The 21,966-nt window shown below is 57.8% G+C and carries 22 protein-coding genes; 21 read left to right on the top strand and 1 reads right to left on the bottom strand.

What is annotated here, in order from left to right; all coding sequences use genetic code 11:
- The first annotated feature begins 12 nt into the window (after nt 1-12).
- Together OVA00_RS12465 and OVA00_RS12460 are read left to right on the top strand one after the other, a co-directional pair.
- Nucleotides 13-582: an HNH endonuclease gene (locus OVA00_RS12465; RefSeq protein WP_268089045.1), complete on the top strand. Its 570-nt coding sequence runs from the start codon at nt 13-15 to the stop codon at nt 580-582.
- A complete protein-coding gene (locus OVA00_RS12460; protein ID WP_268089044.1) occupies nt 579-1,199 on the top strand; it encodes a hypothetical protein in 621 nt (206 codons plus the stop codon). The genes OVA00_RS12465 and OVA00_RS12460 overlap by 4 nt, the downstream gene beginning before the upstream one ends.
- 158 nt (nt 1,200-1,357) lie before the next feature.
- Here OVA00_RS12460 and OVA00_RS12455 read toward each other — a convergent pair whose 3' ends face one another.
- Nucleotides 1,358-1,552 (bottom strand): hypothetical protein, encoded by a 195-nt coding sequence (locus OVA00_RS12455; RefSeq protein ID WP_268089043.1) that lies wholly within the window; start codon nt 1,550-1,552, stop codon nt 1,358-1,360.
- Nucleotides 1,553-1,640: 88 nt separating this feature from the next.
- Between OVA00_RS12455 and OVA00_RS12450 the strand changes: the two genes are divergently transcribed.
- From OVA00_RS12450 to OVA00_RS12360, 19 genes are all read left to right on the top strand, one after another.
- Entirely contained in the window at nt 1,641-1,859 is a 219-nt protein-coding gene (locus OVA00_RS12450; RefSeq protein ID WP_268089042.1) for a hypothetical protein, read from the top strand.
- 254 nt (nt 1,860-2,113) lie between these two features.
- Nucleotides 2,114-2,317 carry a hypothetical protein gene (locus tag OVA00_RS12445; protein ID WP_268089041.1) on the top strand — a complete coding sequence of 68 codons (204 nt, stop codon included), beginning with the start codon at nt 2,114-2,116 and terminating at the stop codon, nt 2,315-2,317.
- Between the two features lie 122 nt (nt 2,318-2,439).
- On the top strand, nt 2,440-2,673 hold the full coding sequence (locus OVA00_RS12440; protein ID WP_268089040.1) for a hypothetical protein: 234 nt from the start codon (nt 2,440-2,442) through the stop codon (nt 2,671-2,673).
- Entirely contained in the window at nt 2,645-4,051 is a 1,407-nt protein-coding gene (locus OVA00_RS12435; protein WP_268089039.1) for a PBSX family phage terminase large subunit, read from the top strand. The genes OVA00_RS12440 and OVA00_RS12435 overlap by 29 nt, the downstream gene beginning before the upstream one ends.
- Before the next feature lie 14 nt (nt 4,052-4,065).
- The gene (locus OVA00_RS12430; RefSeq protein ID WP_268089038.1) at nt 4,066-6,408 is read left to right on the top strand and encodes a hypothetical protein; all 2,343 of its coding nucleotides are present in this window, start codon (nt 4,066-4,068) and stop codon (nt 6,406-6,408) included.
- The gene (locus OVA00_RS12425; protein ID WP_268089037.1) at nt 6,409-6,747 is read left to right on the top strand and encodes a hypothetical protein; all 339 of its coding nucleotides are present in this window, start codon (nt 6,409-6,411) and stop codon (nt 6,745-6,747) included. It begins immediately after the preceding gene.
- Nucleotides 6,748-7,249: 502 nt separating this feature from the next.
- A complete protein-coding gene (locus tag OVA00_RS12420) occupies nt 7,250-7,513 on the top strand; it encodes a hypothetical protein (protein ID WP_268089036.1) in 264 nt (87 codons plus the stop codon).
- Nucleotides 7,514-7,540: 27 nt separating this feature from the next.
- Nucleotides 7,541-8,692, top strand: a complete 1,152-nt coding sequence (locus OVA00_RS12415; RefSeq protein ID WP_268089035.1) for a hypothetical protein — start codon at nt 7,541-7,543, stop codon at nt 8,690-8,692.
- A 12-nt stretch (nt 8,693-8,704) separates the two neighbouring features.
- Nucleotides 8,705-9,736, top strand: coding sequence for a phage major capsid protein (locus tag OVA00_RS12410; protein ID WP_268089034.1), 1,032 nt, complete (start codon nt 8,705-8,707; stop codon nt 9,734-9,736).
- Between the two features lie 12 nt (nt 9,737-9,748).
- Nucleotides 9,749-10,060 carry a hypothetical protein gene (locus OVA00_RS12405; RefSeq protein ID WP_268089033.1) on the top strand — a complete coding sequence of 104 codons (312 nt, stop codon included), beginning with the start codon at nt 9,749-9,751 and terminating at the stop codon, nt 10,058-10,060.
- 67 nt (nt 10,061-10,127) lie between these two features.
- Nucleotides 10,128-10,844, top strand: a complete 717-nt coding sequence (locus OVA00_RS12400; RefSeq protein WP_268089032.1) for a hypothetical protein — start codon at nt 10,128-10,130, stop codon at nt 10,842-10,844.
- On the top strand, nt 10,841-11,542 hold the full coding sequence (locus OVA00_RS12395; RefSeq protein WP_268089031.1) for a hypothetical protein: 702 nt from the start codon (nt 10,841-10,843) through the stop codon (nt 11,540-11,542). Before OVA00_RS12400 ends, OVA00_RS12395 begins: the two co-directional genes overlap by 4 nt.
- A 77-nt stretch (nt 11,543-11,619) precedes the next feature.
- Complete coding sequence (locus OVA00_RS12390) at nt 11,620-13,455, top strand: hypothetical protein (RefSeq protein WP_268089030.1); 1,836 nt, start codon at nt 11,620-11,622, stop codon at nt 13,453-13,455.
- Nucleotides 13,452-13,832, top strand: a complete 381-nt coding sequence (locus OVA00_RS12385) for a GNAT family N-acetyltransferase (protein ID WP_268089029.1) — start codon at nt 13,452-13,454, stop codon at nt 13,830-13,832. The genes OVA00_RS12390 and OVA00_RS12385 overlap by 4 nt, the downstream gene beginning before the upstream one ends.
- Nucleotides 13,833-13,842: 10 nt before the next feature.
- On the top strand, nt 13,843-14,814 hold the full coding sequence (locus OVA00_RS12380; protein ID WP_268089028.1) for a tail fiber domain-containing protein: 972 nt from the start codon (nt 13,843-13,845) through the stop codon (nt 14,812-14,814).
- A complete protein-coding gene (locus OVA00_RS12375; protein ID WP_268089027.1) occupies nt 14,814-16,673 on the top strand; it encodes a hypothetical protein in 1,860 nt (619 codons plus the stop codon). The genes OVA00_RS12380 and OVA00_RS12375 overlap by 1 nt, the downstream gene beginning before the upstream one ends.
- Nucleotides 16,673-18,760: a hypothetical protein gene (locus OVA00_RS12370; protein ID WP_268089026.1), complete on the top strand. Its 2,088-nt coding sequence runs from the start codon at nt 16,673-16,675 to the stop codon at nt 18,758-18,760. Before OVA00_RS12375 ends, OVA00_RS12370 begins: the two co-directional genes overlap by 1 nt.
- 211 nt (nt 18,761-18,971) lie before the next feature.
- A complete protein-coding gene (locus OVA00_RS12365) occupies nt 18,972-19,823 on the top strand; it encodes a hypothetical protein (protein ID WP_268089025.1) in 852 nt (283 codons plus the stop codon).
- A gap of 12 nt (nt 19,824-19,835) precedes the next feature.
- The gene (locus tag OVA00_RS12360; RefSeq protein ID WP_268089024.1) at nt 19,836-21,965 is read left to right on the top strand and encodes a hypothetical protein; all 2,130 of its coding nucleotides are present in this window, start codon (nt 19,836-19,838) and stop codon (nt 21,963-21,965) included.
- Nucleotide 21,966: the final 1 nt, after the last annotated feature.

Raw genomic sequence — 21,966 nt, 5'->3', positions numbered from 1 at the left:
CGAAACCGCGTCATGCAGTTCTTCGATTACGACAAGGACAGCGGTCATCTCCTTTTACTGGAGAGGGCGCGCGATGAGTTCTCTAACCATGCGATTTGGACACGCCATGTTAACAATGATGTCGGGCGTGTCGCAGGATGTCCGAACAATGAAGGATATGTCAAGGTTCATATGGACGGGACCTATTACTCCGCCCATCGCATCGCATGGCTCATAATGACGGGGGACTGGCCTGAATACCCTGCATGGGAGATCGACCACCTAAACGGCGATCGAGGCGACAATCGCTGGGTGAATCTTCGCAAGGTCTCCAAGAGCGAGAACCAGCGCAACGGTGGCAAACGGGCGAACAACACGTCAGGCATCCACGGCGTAAGTTGGAAGCCGAAATACAATAAGACAGAGGGCGATGGTCGATGGGTCGCGCGCATTTGGAGCGGACCGAAGCACGTTTATCTAGGCCAGTTCAAGACACTTCACGAAGCAGCCATCGCCCGCAAGGCGGCAGAAAGGGCCCTCGGCTTCACAGGGACTGATCGAGAGCCATTCGGAGCGAAGAAATCCACAGGGGAAACAGCATGACCTCACAAGCCGAGCGCCTCCGCTCCAAGCGCATCAAGCAGCGCCAGTATGCAGGCCGACCCGCAAAGGAAGGCGTAGAGCGCTATCCCAGCGGGCAGATCAAGCACACAGAGCGCGAGAAGGAAGTCCGAGCCGTCGCTATCGAGGCAAGGCAGCGTGTCTATTTCAAAGGCAAGGAAGTGAGCAACGACATGGTGGCTAGCCAGTTCGCAGGATACACCCTCGGGCGCATGTTCCTTGACGGGCGAATTACCGAGTGCGAGCGCGAAGCCGGCGATGAATACGCAACGCAGATGGTTCGTTATTACAGCCTGGTCGGTATTCCGCACCCGTCGGCGAGGGCTCAGGATCTGCATAGCATTAAAGGTTTCGGTGCAGAAACGACCTCCGAGCGCGCAAGAATGGCCAGAGAAGCATCGAACCGCATGATGGAGCTGGAGGGTAAATTGCTTCGGCTTGAAGATGGGCCGAGAGTAAAAACCACCTTGTTCAACACCTGTGTGCTTGATTACGAGATCATGCGTACGATGAGTGATACACAGCTTTCTTGGTTGAAACGTGGGCTGAAGGAGATCCATTACCTGATGGGTCTTGCGAAACAACGCGAAGCAGGGTAATCATATTGCAGTTTAGGGCTTTGCCCTCAGAAGGATCGGGAAGACGCTAGGCTGGAACCTCCCTCGTAACGGAGGGAAGGGGACTTAGCGGAGCGGTTCTCATGGCTTCTTCCCGACATTCCCAGCCCCGTCCCCGGATAACCCGAGGGCGGGGCTTATTAGTGAGCAGCGCGAGAGCCGCGAGATTCTTGCATCTCTTTGATCTTCTGAACCATCCCGGTAGTGACTAGCCGCCGAACGGCTTCGGATCGGGTGGCGATACGGTTGGCAAAGCGCCAGGTATCAATCATCTCAAGCTCTTCAGAAGAGAACATGATCGGGACGCGCTTGTCGCGCAGGCTGTCGGCTTTCATTTGTGGCCTCATGTGTTTGTTGTGCTGTTTGGTATATAGGCACAAAGGGGCGCTGGGTTGCAACGGGCTTTCGTTTGAGGAGATGAGCGTGAGTTACACCGTCATCCTGGATTACGCTGAAGAGCGCCGCCTCAAAGAGAACCGCGTCAACGCCGTGTTGCGCCGCTGCCGGATCGGCAAGGTGTCTCCAAAGCCGCCGAAGCATTGGGGCAAGCTGACCATGCCAAAGCAGCCGGTAATCCCGTGGTCGCCCAATCAGTGCGTTCCGATGCCTTGGTGGCAGAACCCCGTCGTCAGCGTGTGCTGATGCCCAAGCCCCGCCCACCGCGCGGCTGGATCGGCCCATGGTTCGGAAACCCAAAGCCAACGGGAGGGAAGGGATGAGATACAATCACTGGTCCGATTGCAGTCTTCACCGCTCGCCATTCAAGCGCCCTGGCTGGTGCGATTGTGGGGGCATCGATTACCGCCCCTCGCTCTGGAGCAACTTTAAGGCTTGGGCTTCGTTCACATGTCGTCACTTTTGGCGCTGACCAACCCAACAACAGGGAAGTGAGATAGATGGCAATCGAGGCTGGAAAGCTAATCTCGGGCATCCGAGAGGCAGAAGACTCCGGCATTCGTTGGATCAATCCTTTCACTGGTGAGCTTGAGGTCTGGTACAGCAGCGAAATGGCTGTCTCATCTCAGCTTAGAGCTGCCGCCAATCGCATCAAAGAACTTGAAGAACAGATCCGAGAAATCAAATCTTTCCTCGTTCTGTAGAAAATTCATCCTGCAAGGTGTCGCAAATAGCGGTATAATACCCAGACGGCAGGAATAATATTTCAAATGGTTAGGTGAATTTAATGGCAGGTAGGCCTCCTAAGGAGAAATCCTTCGCCAACATGCTGAATATCGCCATCAAAGAGGCGACTGAAAGCGGCGGGACAAAACTGCGCGCTGTTGCTGACGCTCTCATTGAAAAGGCTATCAGCGGCGATGTTGCCGCCATCAAGGAAGTTGCCGATCGCCTAGACGGTAAGGTGCCGCAAGGCGTGATCGGTGGCGATGAGGATGATAACCCCATCGTGCAAGAGATCATTATCCGCGGTGTCGCAGCTAATAGTCGAGGCGCCTGACGCGCTTCTGCCGCTTCTGCAGCCGGCACGATACAAGGCAGCGTATGGAGGCCGAGGGGGCGCAAAGTCCCATTTCTTCGCAGAGCAGATTATCCTGCGTTGCTTCTCCAGGAAGACACGCGTTGCCTGCATTCGTGAAGTCCAGGCGTCTATCAAGGATTCGGTTCGTCAGCTGCTTATCGACAAGATCGAAAAGCTTGGCCTCGGTTGGGCCTTTGAGGCCTTGGAGACAGAAATACGAGGATTGGCAGGGACGCCCGCTGCTGGCTCCCTCATCGTCTTCAAGGGGATGCAGAGCTACAACGCTCATAACATCAAGTCTCTTGAAGACTTCGACATCGCCTGGGTGGAAGAGGCGCAGACGCTATCGGAGATTTCGCTTCGGTTGCTGCGACCTACGATACGTAAGGATGGTTCGGAAATCTGGTTCTCATGGAACCCCCGACATGAGACGGATGCCGTAGACAAATTCTTCCGAGGGGAGAACCCGCCGCCTAACGCCGTTGTCGTTGAGGTGAACTGGTACGACAATCCGTGGTTCCCGCCGATCCTCCTTCAGGAGAAGGACGCGGATTACGCAAACGACGAAGAGATAGCGGAGCATGTGTGGGGCGGTGGATACGAGCGTATCACTGCCGGCGCTTACTTCGCCAAGCAGATTGCAGCAGCCGAGCGAGATGGAAGGGTTGGCTTCTACCCGCATATACCGGAGAGCGAAGTCTACACCGGTTGGGACTTGGGCGTTGATGATTACACGGCCATCTGGTTTTTCCAGATCCGTCACATCGGAAACATGCCGAGAGTACGGATTATCGATTATTACGAGAGCGACGGGCTAGGGGCAGAGGATATCCTGCCGTCGATCATGCCTGAGTACACAGAGGACTTCCAAGAGCGTGTTGCGGCTATGGTCGAGATCGATCGAGCCAACAAGTTCAAGTACCAGCGCCATTTCTTCCCGCACGACATCGGGGTGAGGGAGTGGGGTAACGGCGCCAAGCAGCGCGTCCAGACAGTCGTGGAACTTGGCGTTCCGTTCAATCAGATACATCGCGGCGTAGCAGTGAACCCGGAAGACCGGATTAACGCCACTCGCCAGCTTCTACCCATGTGCGAGTTTCATCAGACAAAGCGCGTGATGCTCGGGCTCTCAAGGCTCAGGCGCTATTCCCGCAAGATGAACGAACATCTTGGGCTGTACATGGGGCCAGCTAAGGACGGCAACGACCACGGGGCGGACGCCTTTGGGGAATTCGCCATCAACTGCGGTGTGAAGCCACCAGTGGCGCCACCGGCACCAAAGCCAGTCGCCCCTCCAGGCAAGGTCATCGCCCCTCCGCTTCCGGTGTCTACCTCGGGCAAGCGTATCTCACTTTAAGCAAGGTTCCCTTGATGGATGCTGACGATTACGCCACGCAGGTCGGGAATCCGCAGGAGGATTTTGACCCTTCTCTGGATAAAGAAAGCTCGAAGGCTTGGCTGAACCTCATTCAGGATGCTGAGAAGGCATTCGAGGACTATCAGAACAAGTGCGATGCTATCGACAAGCGCTATGCCGACCTCAATCGCATGGCGAGCGCTGCGACCGGAGACCGTGAGTTTCAGCTGTTCTGGGCGAATATCCAGGTTCTAGGGCCTTCGATCTATTCTAGGCCTCCTGTTCCTGTCGTTGTCCCTCGCTTCCGCAATCGAAAGCCCATTCCTCGCACCGCGTCCGAGATGCTGGAGCGCGTGACCGTCGTGCAGTTCGAAATGGAGGATATCGATTCCACGATGATCCTCATCCGCGACGACCTGACGCGTCTTGCCCGGGGTGTTGCGTGGCTTCGCTATGAGGCCAAGGAGAAGAAGGGAAACAAGACGGAGAAGGTTTGCATAGAGCATACCGACCGCCGTGATTTCGTCTGTGCTGCTGCCAGAAAATGGCAGGAAGTGCCGTGGGTCGCCAAACGCTCCTGGATGAGCCAGGACGACATGAAGGCACGCTTCTCGAAGACCAGCGGCGATGCCTACAAGGATGCCAACTACGAGGAGACTGACCGGGATCAACGCGACCGTGGCAACCGTGACCCTATCCTTAAGTGCGGTGTCTGGGAAATATGGTCCAAGGAAGAGGACCGCGTAGTCTGGGTGACAGAGGGCGTCGACGTTGTTCTGGATAGCGATGAGCCGCATCTGAAGCTTGAAGGCTTCTTCCCATGCCCGCGGCCGGCATACGCCACGCTTCAGCCTGGCTCTCTCGTCCCTGTCCCTGATTATGTCTACTACAAGGACCAGATCTCCGAGATTAACGAGCTGACGGCCCGCATCTCTGGCCTCTCTGACGCACTGCGAATGAAGGGCTTCTATCCTTCCGCATCTGAAGCCGGGGCAGCTATCGAAACTGCGATGAAGCGCAGCGATAACGAGGCGATCATGGTTCCGGTCGCCAATTGGGCGGCTTTCGGCGGTACTGGCGAGCAGATCATCTGGTTGCCGATCGACATGGTAGCAACGACGATCTCGACTTGCGTTGAGCTTCGCCGGCAGCTGATCGACGACGTTTACCAGATCACCGGCCTGTCGGACATCATGCGTGGATCGACGAATGCCAACGAGACACTAGGTGCTCAGGAGCTTAAGAGCCAGTACGGTTCTGTACGTGTTCGTGATCGCCAGAACGAGCTTGTCCGCATCGCTCGGGACATCACGCGCATTGCCGCTGAGATCATGGCTGAGAACTTCTCGCAGAAGACGCTTGAAGACATGAGCCAGATGGAATTGCCGACAGACGCTGAAATCACCAAGCAGATGAAGGCGCTTGAAGGTCAGGCAAAGCAGGTCGCAGAAGCCGCTAAAAAGCAGGTGGCTCAGGCTCAAAAAGACCCGCAGATCATGGCGCAGGCGCAGGAAAACCCTGAGGAGGCGCAAAAGGCTCTCCAGCAGCTTCAGCAACAGGCTCAGGAGCAAATCAACCAGATCCAGCAGCAGATGCAGGAACTTGGCGAGACCGTCACCATAGATCAGGTGATGAAGCTCCTCAAAGAGCAGAAGTTACGCCCGTTCGTGCTGGATATCGAGACAGATTCGACCATCGCACCGGATGAGAACGCGCAGAAGCAACGCGCATCTGAGTTTATCCAGTCTGTCGGCGGTTACATGGGCCAAGCCTTCCCGCTCGTTCAGGCTATGCCGCAGGCTGCCCCGCTGGTTGCAGACATGCTCAAGTACGTTGCCAGCCAGTTCCGCGCCGGCCGTGAGCTTGACACGACGATTGACGAGTTCGCCGAGAACATGAAGGCGGCAGCCGCACAGCCGCAGCCGAATCCTGAAGCCGATGCAGCGCAGGCAACAGTTCAGGTTGAGCAGCAGCGCTTGGCGATCGACCAGCAGAAGGCTGAGATTGACGCCCAGTCTAAGCGGGCCGACGAGCAGCGCAAGCAGCAGGCGGCGCAGGCTGATATCCAGATCAAGGGCCAGCTTGCCGACCATCAGGCGAAGATGCTTGAGGCCAAGACGGCCCGCGAGATCCAGGCGATTGCTCTGTCCGAGCAGCAGCAGGCTCAGAAGCATGAGCAGGAAATGGAACTCGGCGTTCTCAACATCGAACTGCTGCGGACCAAGATCGAGCAAACGCGCGTTTCCACCGATAGCACGGTCAAGAAAACCCAATCCGACATCGAGGCGAAAGAAGCCGGAGTAGCGATCAGCGCTCAGTCGGCCCAGGCCAAAGCTCAAAGCAAAGGAGCCGAATAGATGGGTGCACCTGTAACATGGGTCATTCCCAATCCGGTCAATGGCGCCGACCAGCTTGCCGGCACCACGGCAAACCCGCTGGTTGTCTCCCAGTCAACCGCGTCTCAGGCGGCGAGTGCTGGCGTTTATAGCCGCGCAGCAGCCGTTTCGGCTACCCCGGGGCAGGGCGTGCTGGTATCGAACGTCACCACGGCCGGCACAGTTACTCTCACGCTCTCAGGCGGCGGCACAGTCACGATTACCGTACCGCTCGGCTCGACCATCCTGCCGTTTGCCGTCACCGCGGCTGCCCTCGGTACGGCAGTAGGCGGGACCTTCCAAAGCCTCTTCTTCGTCTAAGGGGTAGATCATGCTTTGGTGGTCAACTCCTCCCGCAGTGCCGTCGCCATCGAACACAGCGCCTCCGAGTGTTGCGGATAGCAGCGCTACCGGAACTGACACATCGATTTACGCCCTGGCGAACCACACACACGCCAGCAAGGTCCGCAAGGAGCGGGTGCAGTGCGCCGCTGACGGGTCTTTTACGTGGACCTATTCGACGCCATTCGGCGCTGGCGTAGTGCCGCGCTGTTTCGGCATTGCTGAGGTAGCGGCGGGCGTGACTGATGTCGTCAACGTGCAGGTTGTTGATACGCCGACCAACACGCAGTGCAAATTTCTGCTGAACCGAACGAACCGGACGGCTGTCGCCCTTCTCGGGCTTACGATCCTTTCCGTCCCCGCGTCCCCTGGGGTGACGTGGATGCATGTATGCGCTCTGGAGCCGTGAATGAGACAACGCTTTTGTAGAGTATGCGGAGATTGGCACGAGACAGAGAAATGGCCGATCGAGTGCTATTCCATGCCTGCCAAGGGCCAATCTGACACTTTCCCGGTTCCGAACTTCATTTGCGACACGATGGAGCCGCTTGAGCATCCGCTGACAGGCAAGCGCTACACCAGCAAGCGCCAATTCTCGCAGATCACCAGAGAGCGCGGATATGAAGAGGTTGGCAATGATCCGGCCCGTCTCCGTCCTCGTCCCAAGCCCAAGGCCGATCGCAAGGCCATCAAGGAATCCGTGCAGCGCGCGGTAGCTCGCTACAACAACGGCGAGCGCGTCTAACCCCTCCTTCTCAGACAAGGAACTGCAATGACTGACGAAGCAAATATTGCTCCGGCTGCGCCTTCTGCTGCCGTGATTGATGCGCCATCGCCGAATACACCCGAACTCGGCACCCAGACGCCAATGGCTGAAAAGCCCGCCGCTCCAGATCCCAAGGCCGACAAGCCAGACGCCAAGGCTGAAGTCTCGAAGTCCGCAGGCGATGCTGTCCGCAGGGCTAATGAGGCGCTGAAGGCCAAGGCTGAAGCCGAAACGAAGCCCGTTGAAAAGAAGGTAGAACCGAAAGAGCCAGAGTCTCGCACGCGCTCGGAAGACGGAAAGTTCGCATCCAAGGAATCGCCGGCTGAAAAGCCTAGCGATGGGACCGTGCAGGCGAAGACGGAAGGCAACCAAACGTCTGAGGGGCGGAAGCCTCACCACGAACCGCCTGCACGGTTCCAGGACATCGCCAAGAAGGATTGGGATGGCGTTCCTGATACCGTCAAGGAAGACGTTCACCGCGTCATCTCCGAGAACGAGAAGGGCATTCAGAAGTACAAGGAGAATGCCGACCGTTGGGAAGGCGTTCGTGAATGGGACGAGATCGCCCGCAAGAACGGCCGCGCTGAAGGTCTCAAGGACACGATGCGCACTCTCGTTGACATCGAGAATGCCTTTGAGCGCAACCCCATCGAGGGCTTGAAGAAAGTCACAGATCATTTCGGCCTGAACCTCCAGGCCGTCGCGGCTCACATCATGGGCCAGAACCCAAATCAGCAGGTGGCAGACGCCCACGCTCGCATCAAGGAGCTTGAGGGCGAAATTCAGCAGATGAAGCAAGCTGCGGAAGCCCCCAAGATCGTTCAGGAATTCTTCGCTGCCCATGAGGATGCGGAGAGCTACGCCGAGGATATCGCGTTCGTTCTAAAGACCGGTATCGTCGGCAATCTGGAAGACGCTTTGGAATACGTGAAGCGTTTCAAGCCAGCCTCAAACGCTGGCAGTACCGGCCAGCCGCTCATACCGGCGAACAGTGCAACGGCTCAAACCCAGGCACCGGCTGAACTCCCGCTGAACCCAGCAGGACAGAAATCAGTGTCAGGCGCGCCGACAGGTGGGTTCAACCCTGCCGCTAAGCGACCTGTCCCCAAATCCAATCGTGAAGCTCTTGAGCGCGCAGCAGCGCGCGTAACCTCCTAAAGGACACCGCTTATGCCTATCAACCCACTTGCACACTACCAGCAGGTGTTGTCGATGGCTCTCGAAGACCGTTCCAACGGCTACGAAGACCTCGTTTCCAACACCATCCCCCTCATCGGCCTGATGAAGTCCAAAGGCCTCATCAAGAACTACTCTGGCCCGCGCATCCGCGAAACTCTCCAGATCGCAAAGCCGACCGGCCAGTGGTACTCCGGCTACGACTTCCTGGACAATCCGCCCGTTGAACTCTTCAACGACGCGTATTGGACGCCGAAGATGATGGCTGTCCCGATTTCCCTCACCAACGAGGAAATCCTGAACAATGCCGGCGAAGCCCAGATCATGGACGTTCTCGAATCCTACATGGATGTCGCTGAAACTACCCTGATGGAAACCATCGAAACCGGCCTCTATTCGGACGGCACGGCCAACAACGGAAAGCAGCTCACCGGCCTTGCTACCGCTGTTCCGATCGTCACCAATACGGGCGTCTATGGTGGTATCGACCGAGGCACCTACGCTCTTTGGCGTACTTCGTCGTTCGATGCCAACTCGGCATTCCCGACCATCGGCACCCAGGTTAACGCGACGACCATCCGCCCGATGCTGACGCAGATCTTCCTGCAACGCTCGCGCGGCAAGCAGTCGGCCGACATTCTGCTGATGTCGAATGAGCATTACTCTGCATATGACGGCGCTCTGGTCGCCCTCCAGCGCATCACCGAGCGCTCCGGCACTCGCGGCATGAACGCAATCGGCTTCAACAACCTGGCATATGTCGGCGCCGGCCGCGAAGTCTCGGTTGTCATGGCTGGCGGTATCGGTGCTGCCATCCCGGCCAACACCACGTTCGGCCTGAACTCTGACACCTTCCGACTCCGCGTCAATCCGATCCGCGGCATGGGCAAGAAACTCTTCCCGGGCGACGGAATGATGCCGATCAACCAGGACGCGCTGGCGCAGTTCATGGGCTTCATGGGCGAACTCACCATGACGAACCCCCTGTTCAACTGGCGCTTCTACGATTCCAACCCGGCTGCGTAAGGAGACCTCACAATGCCTATCAATATCACTCCTTCCCTCGGCGCACCCCTCAGCATCAACGACGGCGCCATCGGTGGCGCTCTCGGCTATTGGGACACCGGTTCCGGCAAGGTTTCGCCGGCCCTCGGTTCTGTCGTCAATGGCAGCGATGGTCACGTTTATATCCTGGCTCAGGCCTCGGCGAACGTGGCTTCCAACGCTGTTGTTATCCTCACGGAACCGGCAATGACCTTCGCGACAGGAGCAGGCTCATGGACGGCCCCGACCGTCACTGGCGGCGTCCTTTCCGGTCAGATCGCCTGGCTGCAAAAGACCGCAATCTAATCGCACTAAGGGGAGGGGCTTCGGCCCCTCTTCCTCGTTTTAGCCCCTCAGAAACAGGAAGACCCGCATGTCTACGCAACATGAAGATTCACGGCTCGTCGTGACGTTCGAAAACCACTCCATTCTCAATGAGGCGCAGTCCAAGCTGAAAGGACGCCCCATTTTCGAGGACATGGAGGTTTGCCGCATCCGCATGGGCGGCGACCGTCAGAATGCCCCGGTATTCCCCGCTTGGGCTGAAGCTCCTGGCGGCATGATGAGCGATGATGGGTACGCCATCCCGGCGACCTACAAAGAGAAGTACGCCGCGCAGTACAAGCAGTTCAAGGCCGGCGAGATCCAGACCAAGGCCGGAACGCCGATCGATGCTCTGCCCTTCCTGACGCCTGCCAAGATGAAGGAGCTTAAGGGCCTTCACATCTACACGGCAGAGTCCCTTGCCTCGCTCGACGGCGCGAACCTGAAGTCTCTCGGGCAGGATGGCCGTAGCTGGAAGAACCAGGCACAGGCCTACCTTGATAACGCTGCCGGTTCGGCCGTGGCAACGAGGCTTGCAGACGAGAACGCCTTCCTTCGCCAGCAGCTCGAAGAACTGCAACGCGCCCAGGTGCAGCCGGCCCAACCTGCTCAGCCAGTCGATGAGGAGCCAGCCGCGTCTCAGTTCGACGGCTGGGAAGACGACCTTCTGAAGGAATACATCGCCGAGAAGACCGGCAGCAAGCCGCGCGGCAATCCTTCTCATGAAACCCTTGTCCGCATGGCGGAAGAAGTGGCTGATCAATGACCTTTCTCAGCGCCGCGCAATCAGCAGCCATTCGTCTGATCAGCCGCCGTCCCACGACGTTCTTCTCCAGCTCCGATGAATTCGAGCTGGAAATAACGGATCTGGCGAACGACGTAGTTGATGACATGGTGAAATACGCTGATTGGCGGCGTCTGACCCTGCTCCAGTCGATGCCAGGCGATGGCGTGACCTTCGGCTTTGATCTCCCATCCGATTACGACCGGATGCCGATCGATGCCGACGTGAACCGCGCCAACTGGTACACCTGGGGCTATGTCGATGCCCCGAACCTGAATTTCTGGCGCGATCTCGTCAACGGCTTGGCTTCTCCCAATCCTGGCTACTGGATCATGCTGGACAACCAGATGCAGTTTCGTCCTGCGGTGGCTGCTGGGGAAACGGCTGAGTTCTATTACATCAGTAAGAATGCTGTCCTGGACAAGGATGGCACCACGACCAAGGCCCAGTTTCAGAACGATGAAGATACGTTCCTGCTGAATGAGCGCGTTCTGACGCTCGGTCTGATCTGGAAGTGGAAGGCCCTCAAGGGTCTGGAATACTCGGAAGATCTCGCGAACTACGAGACGCTGATTGCTCAAGTATCAGGAAAGGACAGGGGTTCCAAGATCCTTACGCCCGCTTCACGCCGTTGGGACATCGACAGCGTGTGGGCTTATCCTCGTAGCCTTGGGGTCTGACCTTGAGACGCCCTGCCGCGCAAATTAAGCCACAGATAGCTCAGACTACGCGCTTCCCTGCGCCTGTTGCTGGCTGGGTGGCAAACCAGAACCTTTCTACGCCAACGCCTGGCACGCAGGGCGCTATTATCCTCGAAAACATCTTCCCGACCGCAACTGGCGCTGTCATTCGCCGCGGTTCTGACATCTACGCAACGCTTGGTGCTGGTGATTTGCCGGTAACGGCGCTGTTCACCTACAACTTCGGCAACAACAAGAAATTCTTCGGGGCAACCGAGACGACCGTTTTCGACATTACGACCGTCTCTTCTCCGATCAACTATCAGATCGCGGATGAGGAAGGCGACAACCTCGTAACCGATCTTGGCTTTTACATCGGGCAGCTTTCCACGGTCGGCCTCGAAGCTATCGAGGGGATGACTGGCGGAAATTGGATCGATGAGCAGTTTGCGACGACGGGCGGCAACTATCTTATCATTGTCAACGGCGCAGACCCGATGCACGTCTTTGACGGCACCATGTGGTACGCCATCACAGATGAGCCTGTTAACCGCCTGAACTTCGACGCTCAGACGGTAAATTTCACGGTCGGCCAGACTGTTACGGGCGGAACTTCAGGCGCGACGGCAACCATCGTTGATATTGTCGATAACGGCGCGACTGGCTTTCTCATCCTCGGCACGATCACCGGAGGACCGTTTCAGGATAACGAGACGATCACCGACGGGCTTGGCGGCTCGGCGACAGCTGATGGAGTGAATGTCCAGCTTTTCGGCGCAATCACCGGCACTCTGCCCGATGGCTCTCCGCTCCAAACCAGCAGCTTCAGCTATGTCTGGGCCTACAAGAACCGCCTGTTCTTCATCCTGAAAGACAGCCTTGATGTCTATTACCTTCCAGTAGACCAGATTACGGGCGCTGCGACACTGTTCCAAATGGGCGCTGAGTTCAGCCTGGGCGGAAAGCTGATGATCGGCGCCACCTGGGCGGGGGATTACGGCAACGGCCTGAACGATAACTGCATTTTCGTAACCGATGAGGGCGAAATTGTCGTCTACAACGGAACGAACCCTGCTACGGCTGCGGATTGGCTCAAGGTCGGTCGCTATCAGCTGGGTAAGCCGAGAGGCCCGAAGGCCTTCATTCGTGCCGGCGGTGATCTGGTATTTGCTACCTCGATTGGTTTTGTTCCTCTTTCTCAGGCTCTTAACGTTGATTCTGCCGTCCTTTCGTCGGTTGCCATCTCCTATTCCATCGAAACCGCTTGGAACGATGCTGTTGCGCTTCGTTCTTCCGAAGCGTGGGACTGCATCGTCTGGGACGACAAGCAGATGGTGGTCATTTCGCTCCCGACAGTGAATGAGCAAAGCCCCTCGATGTACGTCACGAACGCCAGAACCGGGGCATGGGGCAATTTCACCAACTGGAGCGGAACGTGCCTTGAGATCTTCAACGGCCGGCTGTTTTTCGGATCTCAGGACGGTAAGGTGATTGAGGCTTGGGTGACTGGTCTGGATCAGGGATTGCCGTATACAGCCACTTACGTCCCTTTGTTCACCGATTTCGGCAATAGCGGGGCTCAGAAGATCGGCAAAATGGCCCGTATGCAGACGAGAGGGCCGCATAAGATCAAGCCTCAGCTCTCAACGCAAACGAACTATGTCGTTGAACTGCGCGCCCCGCCTTCGGCTACTCCTGTCCCGACAGGCAGCGAATGGGGAACTGGCACATGGGGCGTATCTGCCTGGGGCTCGGCTCAGACGAAAACCTGGCAAGGGGATTGGTACAGCGTCGGCGGTATCGGCTCGGCCTTGGCTCCTAGCGCGCAGATCACTTCTGGCTCAATCGTGCCTCTGGACGCTGAAATCATCTCCATCGACTATTCCTACACCCAGACACGATGGGGCGAATGATCGTCACTGATGACCGTGTTGCGGCATTTGTCGCCAAGACCTGCGGTATCGACTTCCTGCCTCCTTGGACATGCATGGGAATTGAAAGCGAAGGCGAGATCATCGCAGGCGTCGTCTTCCATTGCTTTGAAGGCGCCAACGTACATTTGACCATCGCCGGCCACGGCTGGACACGCGGATTTCTCAGGGCTGTTGGGGAATACATCTTCGAAACACTGAAATGTGAGCGCTTCACTTTGACGACAGAGCAGCCTGCTGTCGTCAACCTCGGGGTACGACTCGGGGGGCAGGTCGAAGGCCTCATGCGCAATCAGTTCGGACGAGGCCGCGACGGCTTCCTAATCGGCGTCCTTAAGGACGAATACCGCTTCAGATAGCGAGGATCACATGAAAACACCCAAGGCGCCGGATCCGATGCAGACTGCACAGTCTCAGGCTGCTGCAAACCAAGGGACGGCCATCTCCCAGCAGTTGCTGAACATGACCGATCAGCAGGGGCCCTATGGGTCTTTGAGCTATTCACAGACCGGAACCAACAGCTATGTTGACCCTCTGACGGGTAAGACTGTCACCGTCCCGAAGTTCACGGCTACGACCTCTCTCAGCCCTCAGCAGCAGGCTATCCTGGATCAGACCCAGGCGGCAGAGCTGAACCTAGGGAAGATCGCCAAAGAACGTACTGATTTCCTCGGGGGCTATCTCAACAAGCCGTTCGACGTGAACGCAGAGACGGAGAAGAAGCTTTACGACCTCGGCTCAGCTCGCCTTAACCCGCGTTTTGAGCAGCAGATGGAGCAGCAGCGCACGCAGCTCATCAATTCAGGCATTCGCCCTGGCTCTGCGGCCTATACCGCGGCTATGCGTGACTTCGAAGCCAACCGGAACGACGCTTACAACCAATTGGCCCTTACCGGCCGTCAGCAAGCCTTCCAAGAGGCAAGCTATGAGCGGGCGCAGCCGCTAAACGAGATCAGCGCGCTTCTCTCAGGCTCTCAGGTCCAAGGCCCACAGTTCGTCAACACGCCTCAGACCTCGGTAGGCGGCGTCGATTATACAGGCCTCGTCAACCAGCAGTATCAGAGCCAGCTAGCCAATTCTCAGGCGAAGATGGGCGGCTTGTTCGGCCTTCTGTCTGGCGGTATCGGCCTTCTCTCGGATCGACGTGCAAAGGCCGATATCAAGCGCGTCGGCATCCTGGACAACGGCCTACCCGTCTACAGTTACCGGTACAAGGGCGACGACGTGACACAAATCGGCCTTATGGCTGACGAGGTGGAGAAGGCGATCCCGCACGCTGTCACAGAAGGCCCTGACGGCCTCAAGCGCGTTCGTTACGACATTGCAGTGGAGATGGCCTGATGGCGGTCAACGACTTCTTCGTATGGGGGCAGGGCGGGTCTAAGAAGACGCCCGAGCAGATCGCACGTGAGCGCGAATTTGCTGACGCCATCCTGGCGCGGGCTGGTGATGCGAGCCCCGTAGGTCATTGGACGCAAGGCGCCGCGCGTGTCGTAGACGCCCTTGGCGGGGTTGTTCGCCAACGCCGCGCCGATGCCGCTGATGCTGAGATTGCCGATGTCAATAAAGGGCTGATTTCTAGCCTTCTTGGTGGCGGCACTTCGTCTGCCTCTTCTGGTGCACCCATCCCTATGTCGTCCGATGGTGGCGAGATCTCTGCTACGGCTCCTGGAGCGGTCGGCAATGTTGACCCATCCATCCGCAGCGGGATTGTAGAGACGGCAAGTGCACTTGGCATTGACCCCGTAGACCTGGCAACAGCCATATCATATGAGACGGCCGGGACGTTTGACCCAACGAAGGCAGGGCCCACTACCCAGTGGGGTCAGCACCGAGGCCTCATCCAGTTCGGCGAGCCACAAGCCAAGGAATACGGCGTCAACTGGGAAGATCCCATCGGGTCGCAGCTCGGCGAAAATGGCGCGGTTGCCAACTATCTCCGCGCGACGGGCGTTCAGCCAGGGATGGGGTTGTTGGACATCTATAGCGCCATCAATGCGGGTGGCGTCGGTCGATACGGTGCCTCGGATGCCAACAACGGCGGCGCTCCCGGAACTGTTGCCGACAAGGTGAATGACCAGATGGCCGGCCATAGGGCGAAGGCTCTGGCTCTCCTCGGGACCGCTCCAGCCGATGCCACTCAGGCAATTGAAGCCGTCGCCCCTGCCGCAGCCTCCGAAGTAGCCGCAACCGCCCCCAATGCAGCCGTTGCCAACGCCATGCTCACTCAGGTAGCTGGCGGCGGCGACCGCTACCCCACTCAGGCAGCGAACACCGGCATTAATCCGGCTATCATCGAAGCCCTGACGAACCCGCAGGCGAACGAGCAGACACAGCGCATTGCCTCCATCCTTCTCCAGCAGGATCAGGCACGCCAGAATGCGGCAATGGAAGCGGAAATGCGTAATGCTGATCCGTTGCGACGGTTGCAGATTGAAAAGGGCCAGATTGAACTTGATGCCCTGCGCAATCCGCAGCCAGAGCGCCAACCGCTCATCAACGCAGGAAATGGGAACGTTTACGATCCTAACAGCGGGCAATGGATACAGGCGCCTGAAGGCGCTGGTCAGCAATTCAGAGGCGCTACGCCTGAAGAAGCACAGAGGTTCGGAGCGGCGGCAGGGCAGTTTGGCCCAGATGGGCGTTTCTATCCTCTTAACCCGCCGCAAGGCACGTCTCTCAGCGTAGACCCTGCTACCGGGGCAGTTACCTTCAATCAAGGCGCTGGCGTGAAGCCTCTGACTGAATCCCAGAGCAAAGACACACTCTATGCGACGAGGGCGACAAACGCTCTCCCTCTGTTGAACCAGTACGAAGACAATCTGATGAGCCTGCCAGAGGCCGCGGCGGGCGCAATCCCGTTCAATCTCGGAAACTATGCTCAGTCGCAGGAATATCAGCTTGCCCGAGATGCCGGCCGTGACTTCCTCGCCACGATCCTCCGCAAGGATACTGGCGCTGCTATCACGTCACAGGAAGAAGATATCTACGGCAAGATGTTCCTCCCGCAGCCTGGAGATAAGCCAGCGACGATCCAGGCCAAGAGGCAGCGCCGCGCCCTTGCTGTCGAAGCGATCAAGGCAGGCATGCCGCCAACTGCTATCGAGAACATGGCAAAGGCACTGGATAGCGTTCCCGCGTCTACAGATCTTGAAGTTCCGACCGATATCCCCGGTGTGAAGATCAGAAGGAAGAACTGATGGCGACTTACGAAGTCGAGATCAACGGCCAGACCTTCGAGATCGACGCGCCGAACGATGCTGCAGTACAATTGGCTGTTCGGCAGCTTCAGAGCCAATCGGGCCAATCTCCAGCACCTCAAGGCCGTCACCTTTCTTATGAGGAAGGCGTGGCTGAGATGGAAAAGGAACGCCTGGGCGGGACAAGCGGCGAGATCGGCGCTGCACTCACCGGCTACATAGGCGATCTCCCCATCGTCGGCCCTGCATTGCTCGGTGCGACAGAACGGGGCGCCGCGGGGATTGCCTCACTGGTCAACGGAGATAGCTACGGCGACAACCTGACGCGCGCACAGCAGACCGTGCAGACGGCGCAGGAAGAGAACCCATATGCTCGTCTGGCTGGCGGTGTGGCTGGCAACGTGGCGACCTTTGGGGCTCTCGGTTCCACAGGGCTCGGCGCGCGCGTTCTCGGCAACACAGGTTCTCTTGGAGCCCGAGTTCTCACCTCGGGCCTGTCTTCCGGCACTATTTCAGGAGCAGACGCAGCCATCCGGGGTAAGGATGGGCGCGAAATCGCTACGCAGGCAGCGCTAGGGACGGTTCTCGGCGGCGCCCTTCCGCTGGTAGCTCGCGGGGCATCTGCTGCCTATCAAAATATCGCTGACAGGTTCGCCGGCAATACCGTTGCCCGCGCTGCTGGTGTTCGTCCCGAAGTCGCCCGGATGCTGACTGATACGCTGGAATCCGACGCCACTCTCGGCGCTCGTGGTCAGGCAAACATGGCTCGGGCTGGCGGTGAGGCTATGCTTGCCGATGCGGGCCCGAATGCCCGCGCAGTTCTCGATACGGCCATTCAACGGGGCGGATCTGGTGCGCTTGTAGCTCGGGAAGCGATCGAAGGCCGCGTTGGCCGCAGCGCTCAGGATTTGACGACGATCCTCGATGATACCCTTGGTGCTCCGCAGGGCGTCTTTACGGCTCGCGAAGGCATTCGAACGGGGACTTCTGGCGCTCGCGGCGCTGCCTACCGCTCCGCCTATGAGCAGCCTATCAATTACGCCGATCCTCGCGGCATGGCTGTTGAGCAGTTGATCAAAACCCGCGTCCCTCAGTCTGCCATCAATGAAGCAAACGCGCTGATGAGGGTTGAGGGGGCTAGTTCGAAGCAGATCCTCGCGAAGGTGGCTGATGACGGCTCTGTAGTCTTCGAAACGCTGCCCGATGTCCAGCAGCTCGACTACATCACTCGCGGCCTCAATGAAGTCGCTAAGAAGGGTGAAGCGGCCGGGGCTATGGGGGGTCAAACCGCTCTCGGTCGGGCATATGAAGGGCTTTCCCGCGAAATCCGCTCCAATCTTCGTGATCTTGTCCCTGAGTACGGTCAAGCTCTGGATATTGCTAGCGATGCTATCGGACAGTCCAAGGCCGTTGAACTAGGCTCAAAGGCCCTTTCCCCGTCTGTGTCACGAGATGTATTTGCTGATGCGCTCGACGGCATGACAGCGGCAGAACGCAGAGGCGTGTCGCAGGGCATCAGGTCTCAGATCGATGAGAAGGTGGCTAACGTCACGCGCGCCGTTCAAGACGGCAATATGGACGCACGAGAGGCTATCAAGGGTCTGAAGGATCTGTCGAGCCGTGCAGCGCATGAAAAGCTGACGGCGCTTCTCGGCCAGTCTGAGGCAGATAGGCTCATCAACGAGCTTGACCGCATATCCTCGTCCTTTGAGCTTAGGGCCTCTGTCGCAGAGAACAGTAAGACATATGCTCGTCAGGCAGTTTCCGGCCGTATCGACGAAATGACCGCTCCGGGCGCAATCGGGACCGCCGCGCAAGGCAAGCCCATCAATGCGCTTCAGCGCGTAGCCCAGGCTTTGACCGGACAGACGCCAGAGGCCATCAACGCTCGACAGAATGCCATCTATTCGGAGATTGCGGAATTCCTTACCCGGCCAGCAGCGCGGTCTATTCCTGCTTTTCAGGCGATGACAAATTTCGGTAGTCAGACCGCGGCAAATCAATCCCGAGCAGCTTTGATTGATGCGCTGATATCCGGGACTGGTCGGCCTCTCGTTTATCCAGCCAGCGAGCGGCTAAATAAATAAGTCCGAATAGGCCCAGACAGAAGAAGACGAAGAAGGCCCAATGCCATTCGGCTTGCTTGGTCTTCAGCCACATTCCTAGCAGTGTGACGACAATTAGAGCGCTGACAGCGCCGACGATGCTCGCAACGGGCTCGTGATTTTTCCGCATCTCTAACCAATACACGTCAACGGCCTCGCTTTCCAGCGGGGCTTTTCTTTTATGGAGGCGTCAGTGCCATTTGACTCCAACGGTGTGTACTCGTTGCCAAACGGATATTTAGCCGTAACTGGACAGACCATCCTCGCTTCACAGCACAACCCTCCCCTGCAAGACATTCAGGCTGCCCTTTCGCAACTCATCCTGCGTTCTGGTGTCGCTCCGTTCTCGGGCAATCAGTCGATGGCTGGTTTCAAGATCACCAACGCGGCAAACGGTGTTGCTGACGGAGACTATGTGACGATGAGCCAGCTTACGGCTGTGATTGCGTCCGTCACGGCTGGCGTAGTGCCAACAGGAGCGGTTGCAGGTTTCCGCATGACCACCCCGCCTACGGGATGGATCAAGGAAAACGGCGGAACGATCGGGAGCGCTGCGTCTGGTGCGACAAACAGAGCAAACGCGGACACGCAAGCCCTGTTTACCCTTCTGTGGACGAACTTTGATCAGACAGCTCTTCCCATCCAAAACAGTTCAGGCGCTGTAACTACACGTGGCGCGTCGGCCGCTGCTGATTTTGCCGCTGCCAAACGTATGCCGCTTTTCGATAGCCGCTCCCGCTTTCTTCGTGGCGCAGACGACGGGCTCGGTTACGACGTCGCAATTGTCGTTGGCTTGGCGCAAGACGACCTAATCAAAAATCACACTCACCCGATCACGGATCTAGGCCATGCACACGCGCAGCAAGGTTCCGGCTCTCCTGGCGCGACGACGACGGCCAACTACAGCAACTCTCTGACCGCTGCGGCTCAGCAGGCAACGAACACTGCAACCGCAACCACCGGAATTACCATCCAGAACAACACAGGCGGCGGTTCTGAAACCCGCCCGCGTGCGTCTGCCGTTCTCCACTGCATCAAGCTCTGAGGTTTTCACAACATGGCTGACATTCGCATTAATCAGCTCCCGGCTGAAGCCTCTCCTGTTGCTACAGATGTCGTCCCTATCGATGGGGCCACCACGCGTAAGACAACGATTCAGGATCTTGTTCTTATCGGTCGCCCTACCGCTTCCCAGGTAGAAGCTGAAGCAGGGACTAACCCGACCAAGGTCATGACGCCTCTGACGACGAAGCAGTCTATTGCCTCAGAGGTAGGCGTGTCTCTCGCCACCGCGGCCCAGGGCATTCTCGCCGATAGCTCATTGCAACCATCGGACATCGGCGCCACCGCCGGAACCGTAGCAGCTGGCGATGACGCACGCATCACTGGCGCAGCACAAAAGGCTCAGAACCTCAATGACCTGGCAGACAAGGCATCTTCGCGCCTCAACGTCAAGGTTCCAACGTACGCAGCTACCAGAACTGCTCTGAAGGCGCTTGACACAACCAAGGACGTTTCTGCCATTCTTCAGGAGAGTGGCAGGGAGGGCGTATTTACGTGGACCGCTGGCGACTTTTCAGCGCTTGTGGCGGCGGACACGCAGAGCGCGGTCTATGTCAAGGCTGATGCAATCGCGGCAACCGCTGGCGCGTGGGTTCGACAAGTCCCCGATTTGCAGTTCAATGTCTCCTGGTTCGGGGCGGTCGGTGACGCTGGCGTAAGTGGTTCTGGCGCTACCAATGATACGAACGCCTTCCAGTTGGCGAACAACCTGCTCGCCCTGCTAGGCGGCGGGACCATAGTCTACAACAAGCGCCACTACCTTTCCACGTCTCTCAATCTCAGCCGTGGTGTTAGCCTTCGAGGCCCTAGCGAAAACGCGGACCCGGGCAACTCCTTCTCGACAGTTACCGCGTTCTACGCCTTCATGCGCGCCGTTCCCGCTCTGATCTTGACTTCAGCGGTAGAGATTCGCCTGTCGTCGGCTTGCAGCCTTGTTTCCAATTACATCTTCAGGTCTGGGCTTGCCCTCAACGGTACGGACCTAGCTACGAATTACGCTGGCACGCCAATCAACATTGTAACAACGTCGCTCACTACGGACGGCGTTCTCGTTGAGAGAAACACCATCGCTGGCTTTTCTCAGGCAATACGCGCTCAGGATGCCGGCAGGCTTCGCATCGAGAACAACTTTATCGACGCGAACAACGGTATTTGGCTGACAAACAGCGGCGACTTCCCGCGATATGAGGGTAACCACCTCTACAATATACTCCAAGCCAACGCCACCGGACACGACACTACATCGCTCCGATCCGGCACGGCATTCAAGTTCGATGGGTCGCCACTCGGCGGCGCTTATCTCGGCGGCAACTTCGATTACGGATACAATATCAGTATTGACATTGCGACCCCTGGTCAGGTCGCGATCGTCGATCATTGGTTTGATGGCCCGACTGTACTGTCAACCGGGCGCCCCCTGGACCCGAACTCGATCGGCATCAGAACAGCCGCCGTCGATTATCTCGAAACTATGATTCTAGGAATTCGTGGGTCATGTAAAGGGAACGCCTTCGACCTGGGCGCAAGCTCGAAGGGAATGGGGACGATCTCCAACATCATCCTGTACCACAACAATGTCTGCTTCAGGGTAGATGGTCAAAACCTGAGCATCTCTAACTTTACTGCTCGTGCCTACGACGCATTCGCCAACTTCAACAACAAGGCAGCGGCCAATACAGCGCTTCTGACGAATGGTGTTCTGTACGACCGAAATGCTCCTGGAAACCCGGCCGCAACTCCCCCGACAGGTATTGCAGACCCGATTGACATCAATGGCGGCACGGGCATTCCGAAGCTCGTGAACGTCACGCGTGTCGATGGGAGCTTTGATCTTCGCAACGAACTGCGGCCAGATGTAACCGCATCTGCCGGCGTGATAACCATCCCTGGGGCTCACGAATATGTGAGGGTGACGGGAACGCCGACGGTTACAAACATCCTTCCGCCGTATGATGGCCGGAAAGTCACATGTGAGGCTACGGGAGCAGGCCTTGTTTTTTCGGGGTCTAACTTCCTGTTCGCTACCGGATCGTCTTGGACGTCTACCCAGGCGGGGGCGAGTATCACCTTCGCCTATTCTCGGTTCCTTAACAAATGGGCGGAAGTGTCCAGAGGGGCGCTCTAAG

Origin of the sequence: Ensifer sp. SL37 (assembly GCF_026672675.1) — a bacterium.
Classification (GTDB): domain Bacteria; phylum Pseudomonadota; class Alphaproteobacteria; order Rhizobiales; family Rhizobiaceae; genus Ensifer; species Ensifer adhaerens.
This window is presented reverse-complemented; position numbering and strand designations above follow the sequence as displayed.

Coding starts and splice junctions, on each gene's coding strand:
- OVA00_RS12415 (WP_268089035.1), top strand. CDS start 7,541: ATGACTGACGAAGCAAATATTGCTCCGGCTGCGCCTTCTGCTGCCGTG.
- OVA00_RS12425 (WP_268089037.1), top strand. CDS start 6,409: ATGGGTGCACCTGTAACATGGGTCATTCCCAATCCGGTCAATGGCGCC.
- OVA00_RS12385 (WP_268089029.1), top strand. CDS start 13,452: ATGATCGTCACTGATGACCGTGTTGCGGCATTTGTCGCCAAGACCTGC.
- OVA00_RS12445 (WP_268089041.1), top strand. CDS start 2,114: ATGGCAATCGAGGCTGGAAAGCTAATCTCGGGCATCCGAGAGGCAGAA.
- OVA00_RS12375 (WP_268089027.1), top strand. CDS start 14,814: ATGGCGGTCAACGACTTCTTCGTATGGGGGCAGGGCGGGTCTAAGAAG.
- OVA00_RS12455 (WP_268089043.1), bottom strand. CDS start 1,552: ATGAAAGCCGACAGCCTGCGCGACAAGCGCGTCCCGATCATGTTCTCT.
- OVA00_RS12440 (WP_268089040.1), top strand. CDS start 2,440: ATGCTGAATATCGCCATCAAAGAGGCGACTGAAAGCGGCGGGACAAAA.
- OVA00_RS12460 (WP_268089044.1), top strand. CDS start 579: ATGACCTCACAAGCCGAGCGCCTCCGCTCCAAGCGCATCAAGCAGCGC.
- OVA00_RS12380 (WP_268089028.1), top strand. CDS start 13,843: ATGAAAACACCCAAGGCGCCGGATCCGATGCAGACTGCACAGTCTCAG.
- OVA00_RS12430 (WP_268089038.1), top strand. CDS start 4,066: ATGGATGCTGACGATTACGCCACGCAGGTCGGGAATCCGCAGGAGGAT.
- OVA00_RS12465 (WP_268089045.1), top strand. CDS start 13: ATGCAGTTCTTCGATTACGACAAGGACAGCGGTCATCTCCTTTTACTG.
- OVA00_RS12395 (WP_268089031.1), top strand. CDS start 10,841: ATGACCTTTCTCAGCGCCGCGCAATCAGCAGCCATTCGTCTGATCAGC.
- OVA00_RS12405 (WP_268089033.1), top strand. CDS start 9,749: ATGCCTATCAATATCACTCCTTCCCTCGGCGCACCCCTCAGCATCAAC.
- OVA00_RS12360 (WP_268089024.1), top strand. CDS start 19,836: ATGGCTGACATTCGCATTAATCAGCTCCCGGCTGAAGCCTCTCCTGTT.
- OVA00_RS12400 (WP_268089032.1), top strand. CDS start 10,128: ATGTCTACGCAACATGAAGATTCACGGCTCGTCGTGACGTTCGAAAAC.
- OVA00_RS12410 (WP_268089034.1), top strand. CDS start 8,705: ATGCCTATCAACCCACTTGCACACTACCAGCAGGTGTTGTCGATGGCT.
- OVA00_RS12420 (WP_268089036.1), top strand. CDS start 7,250: ATGCCTGCCAAGGGCCAATCTGACACTTTCCCGGTTCCGAACTTCATT.
- OVA00_RS12370 (WP_268089026.1), top strand. CDS start 16,673: ATGGCGACTTACGAAGTCGAGATCAACGGCCAGACCTTCGAGATCGAC.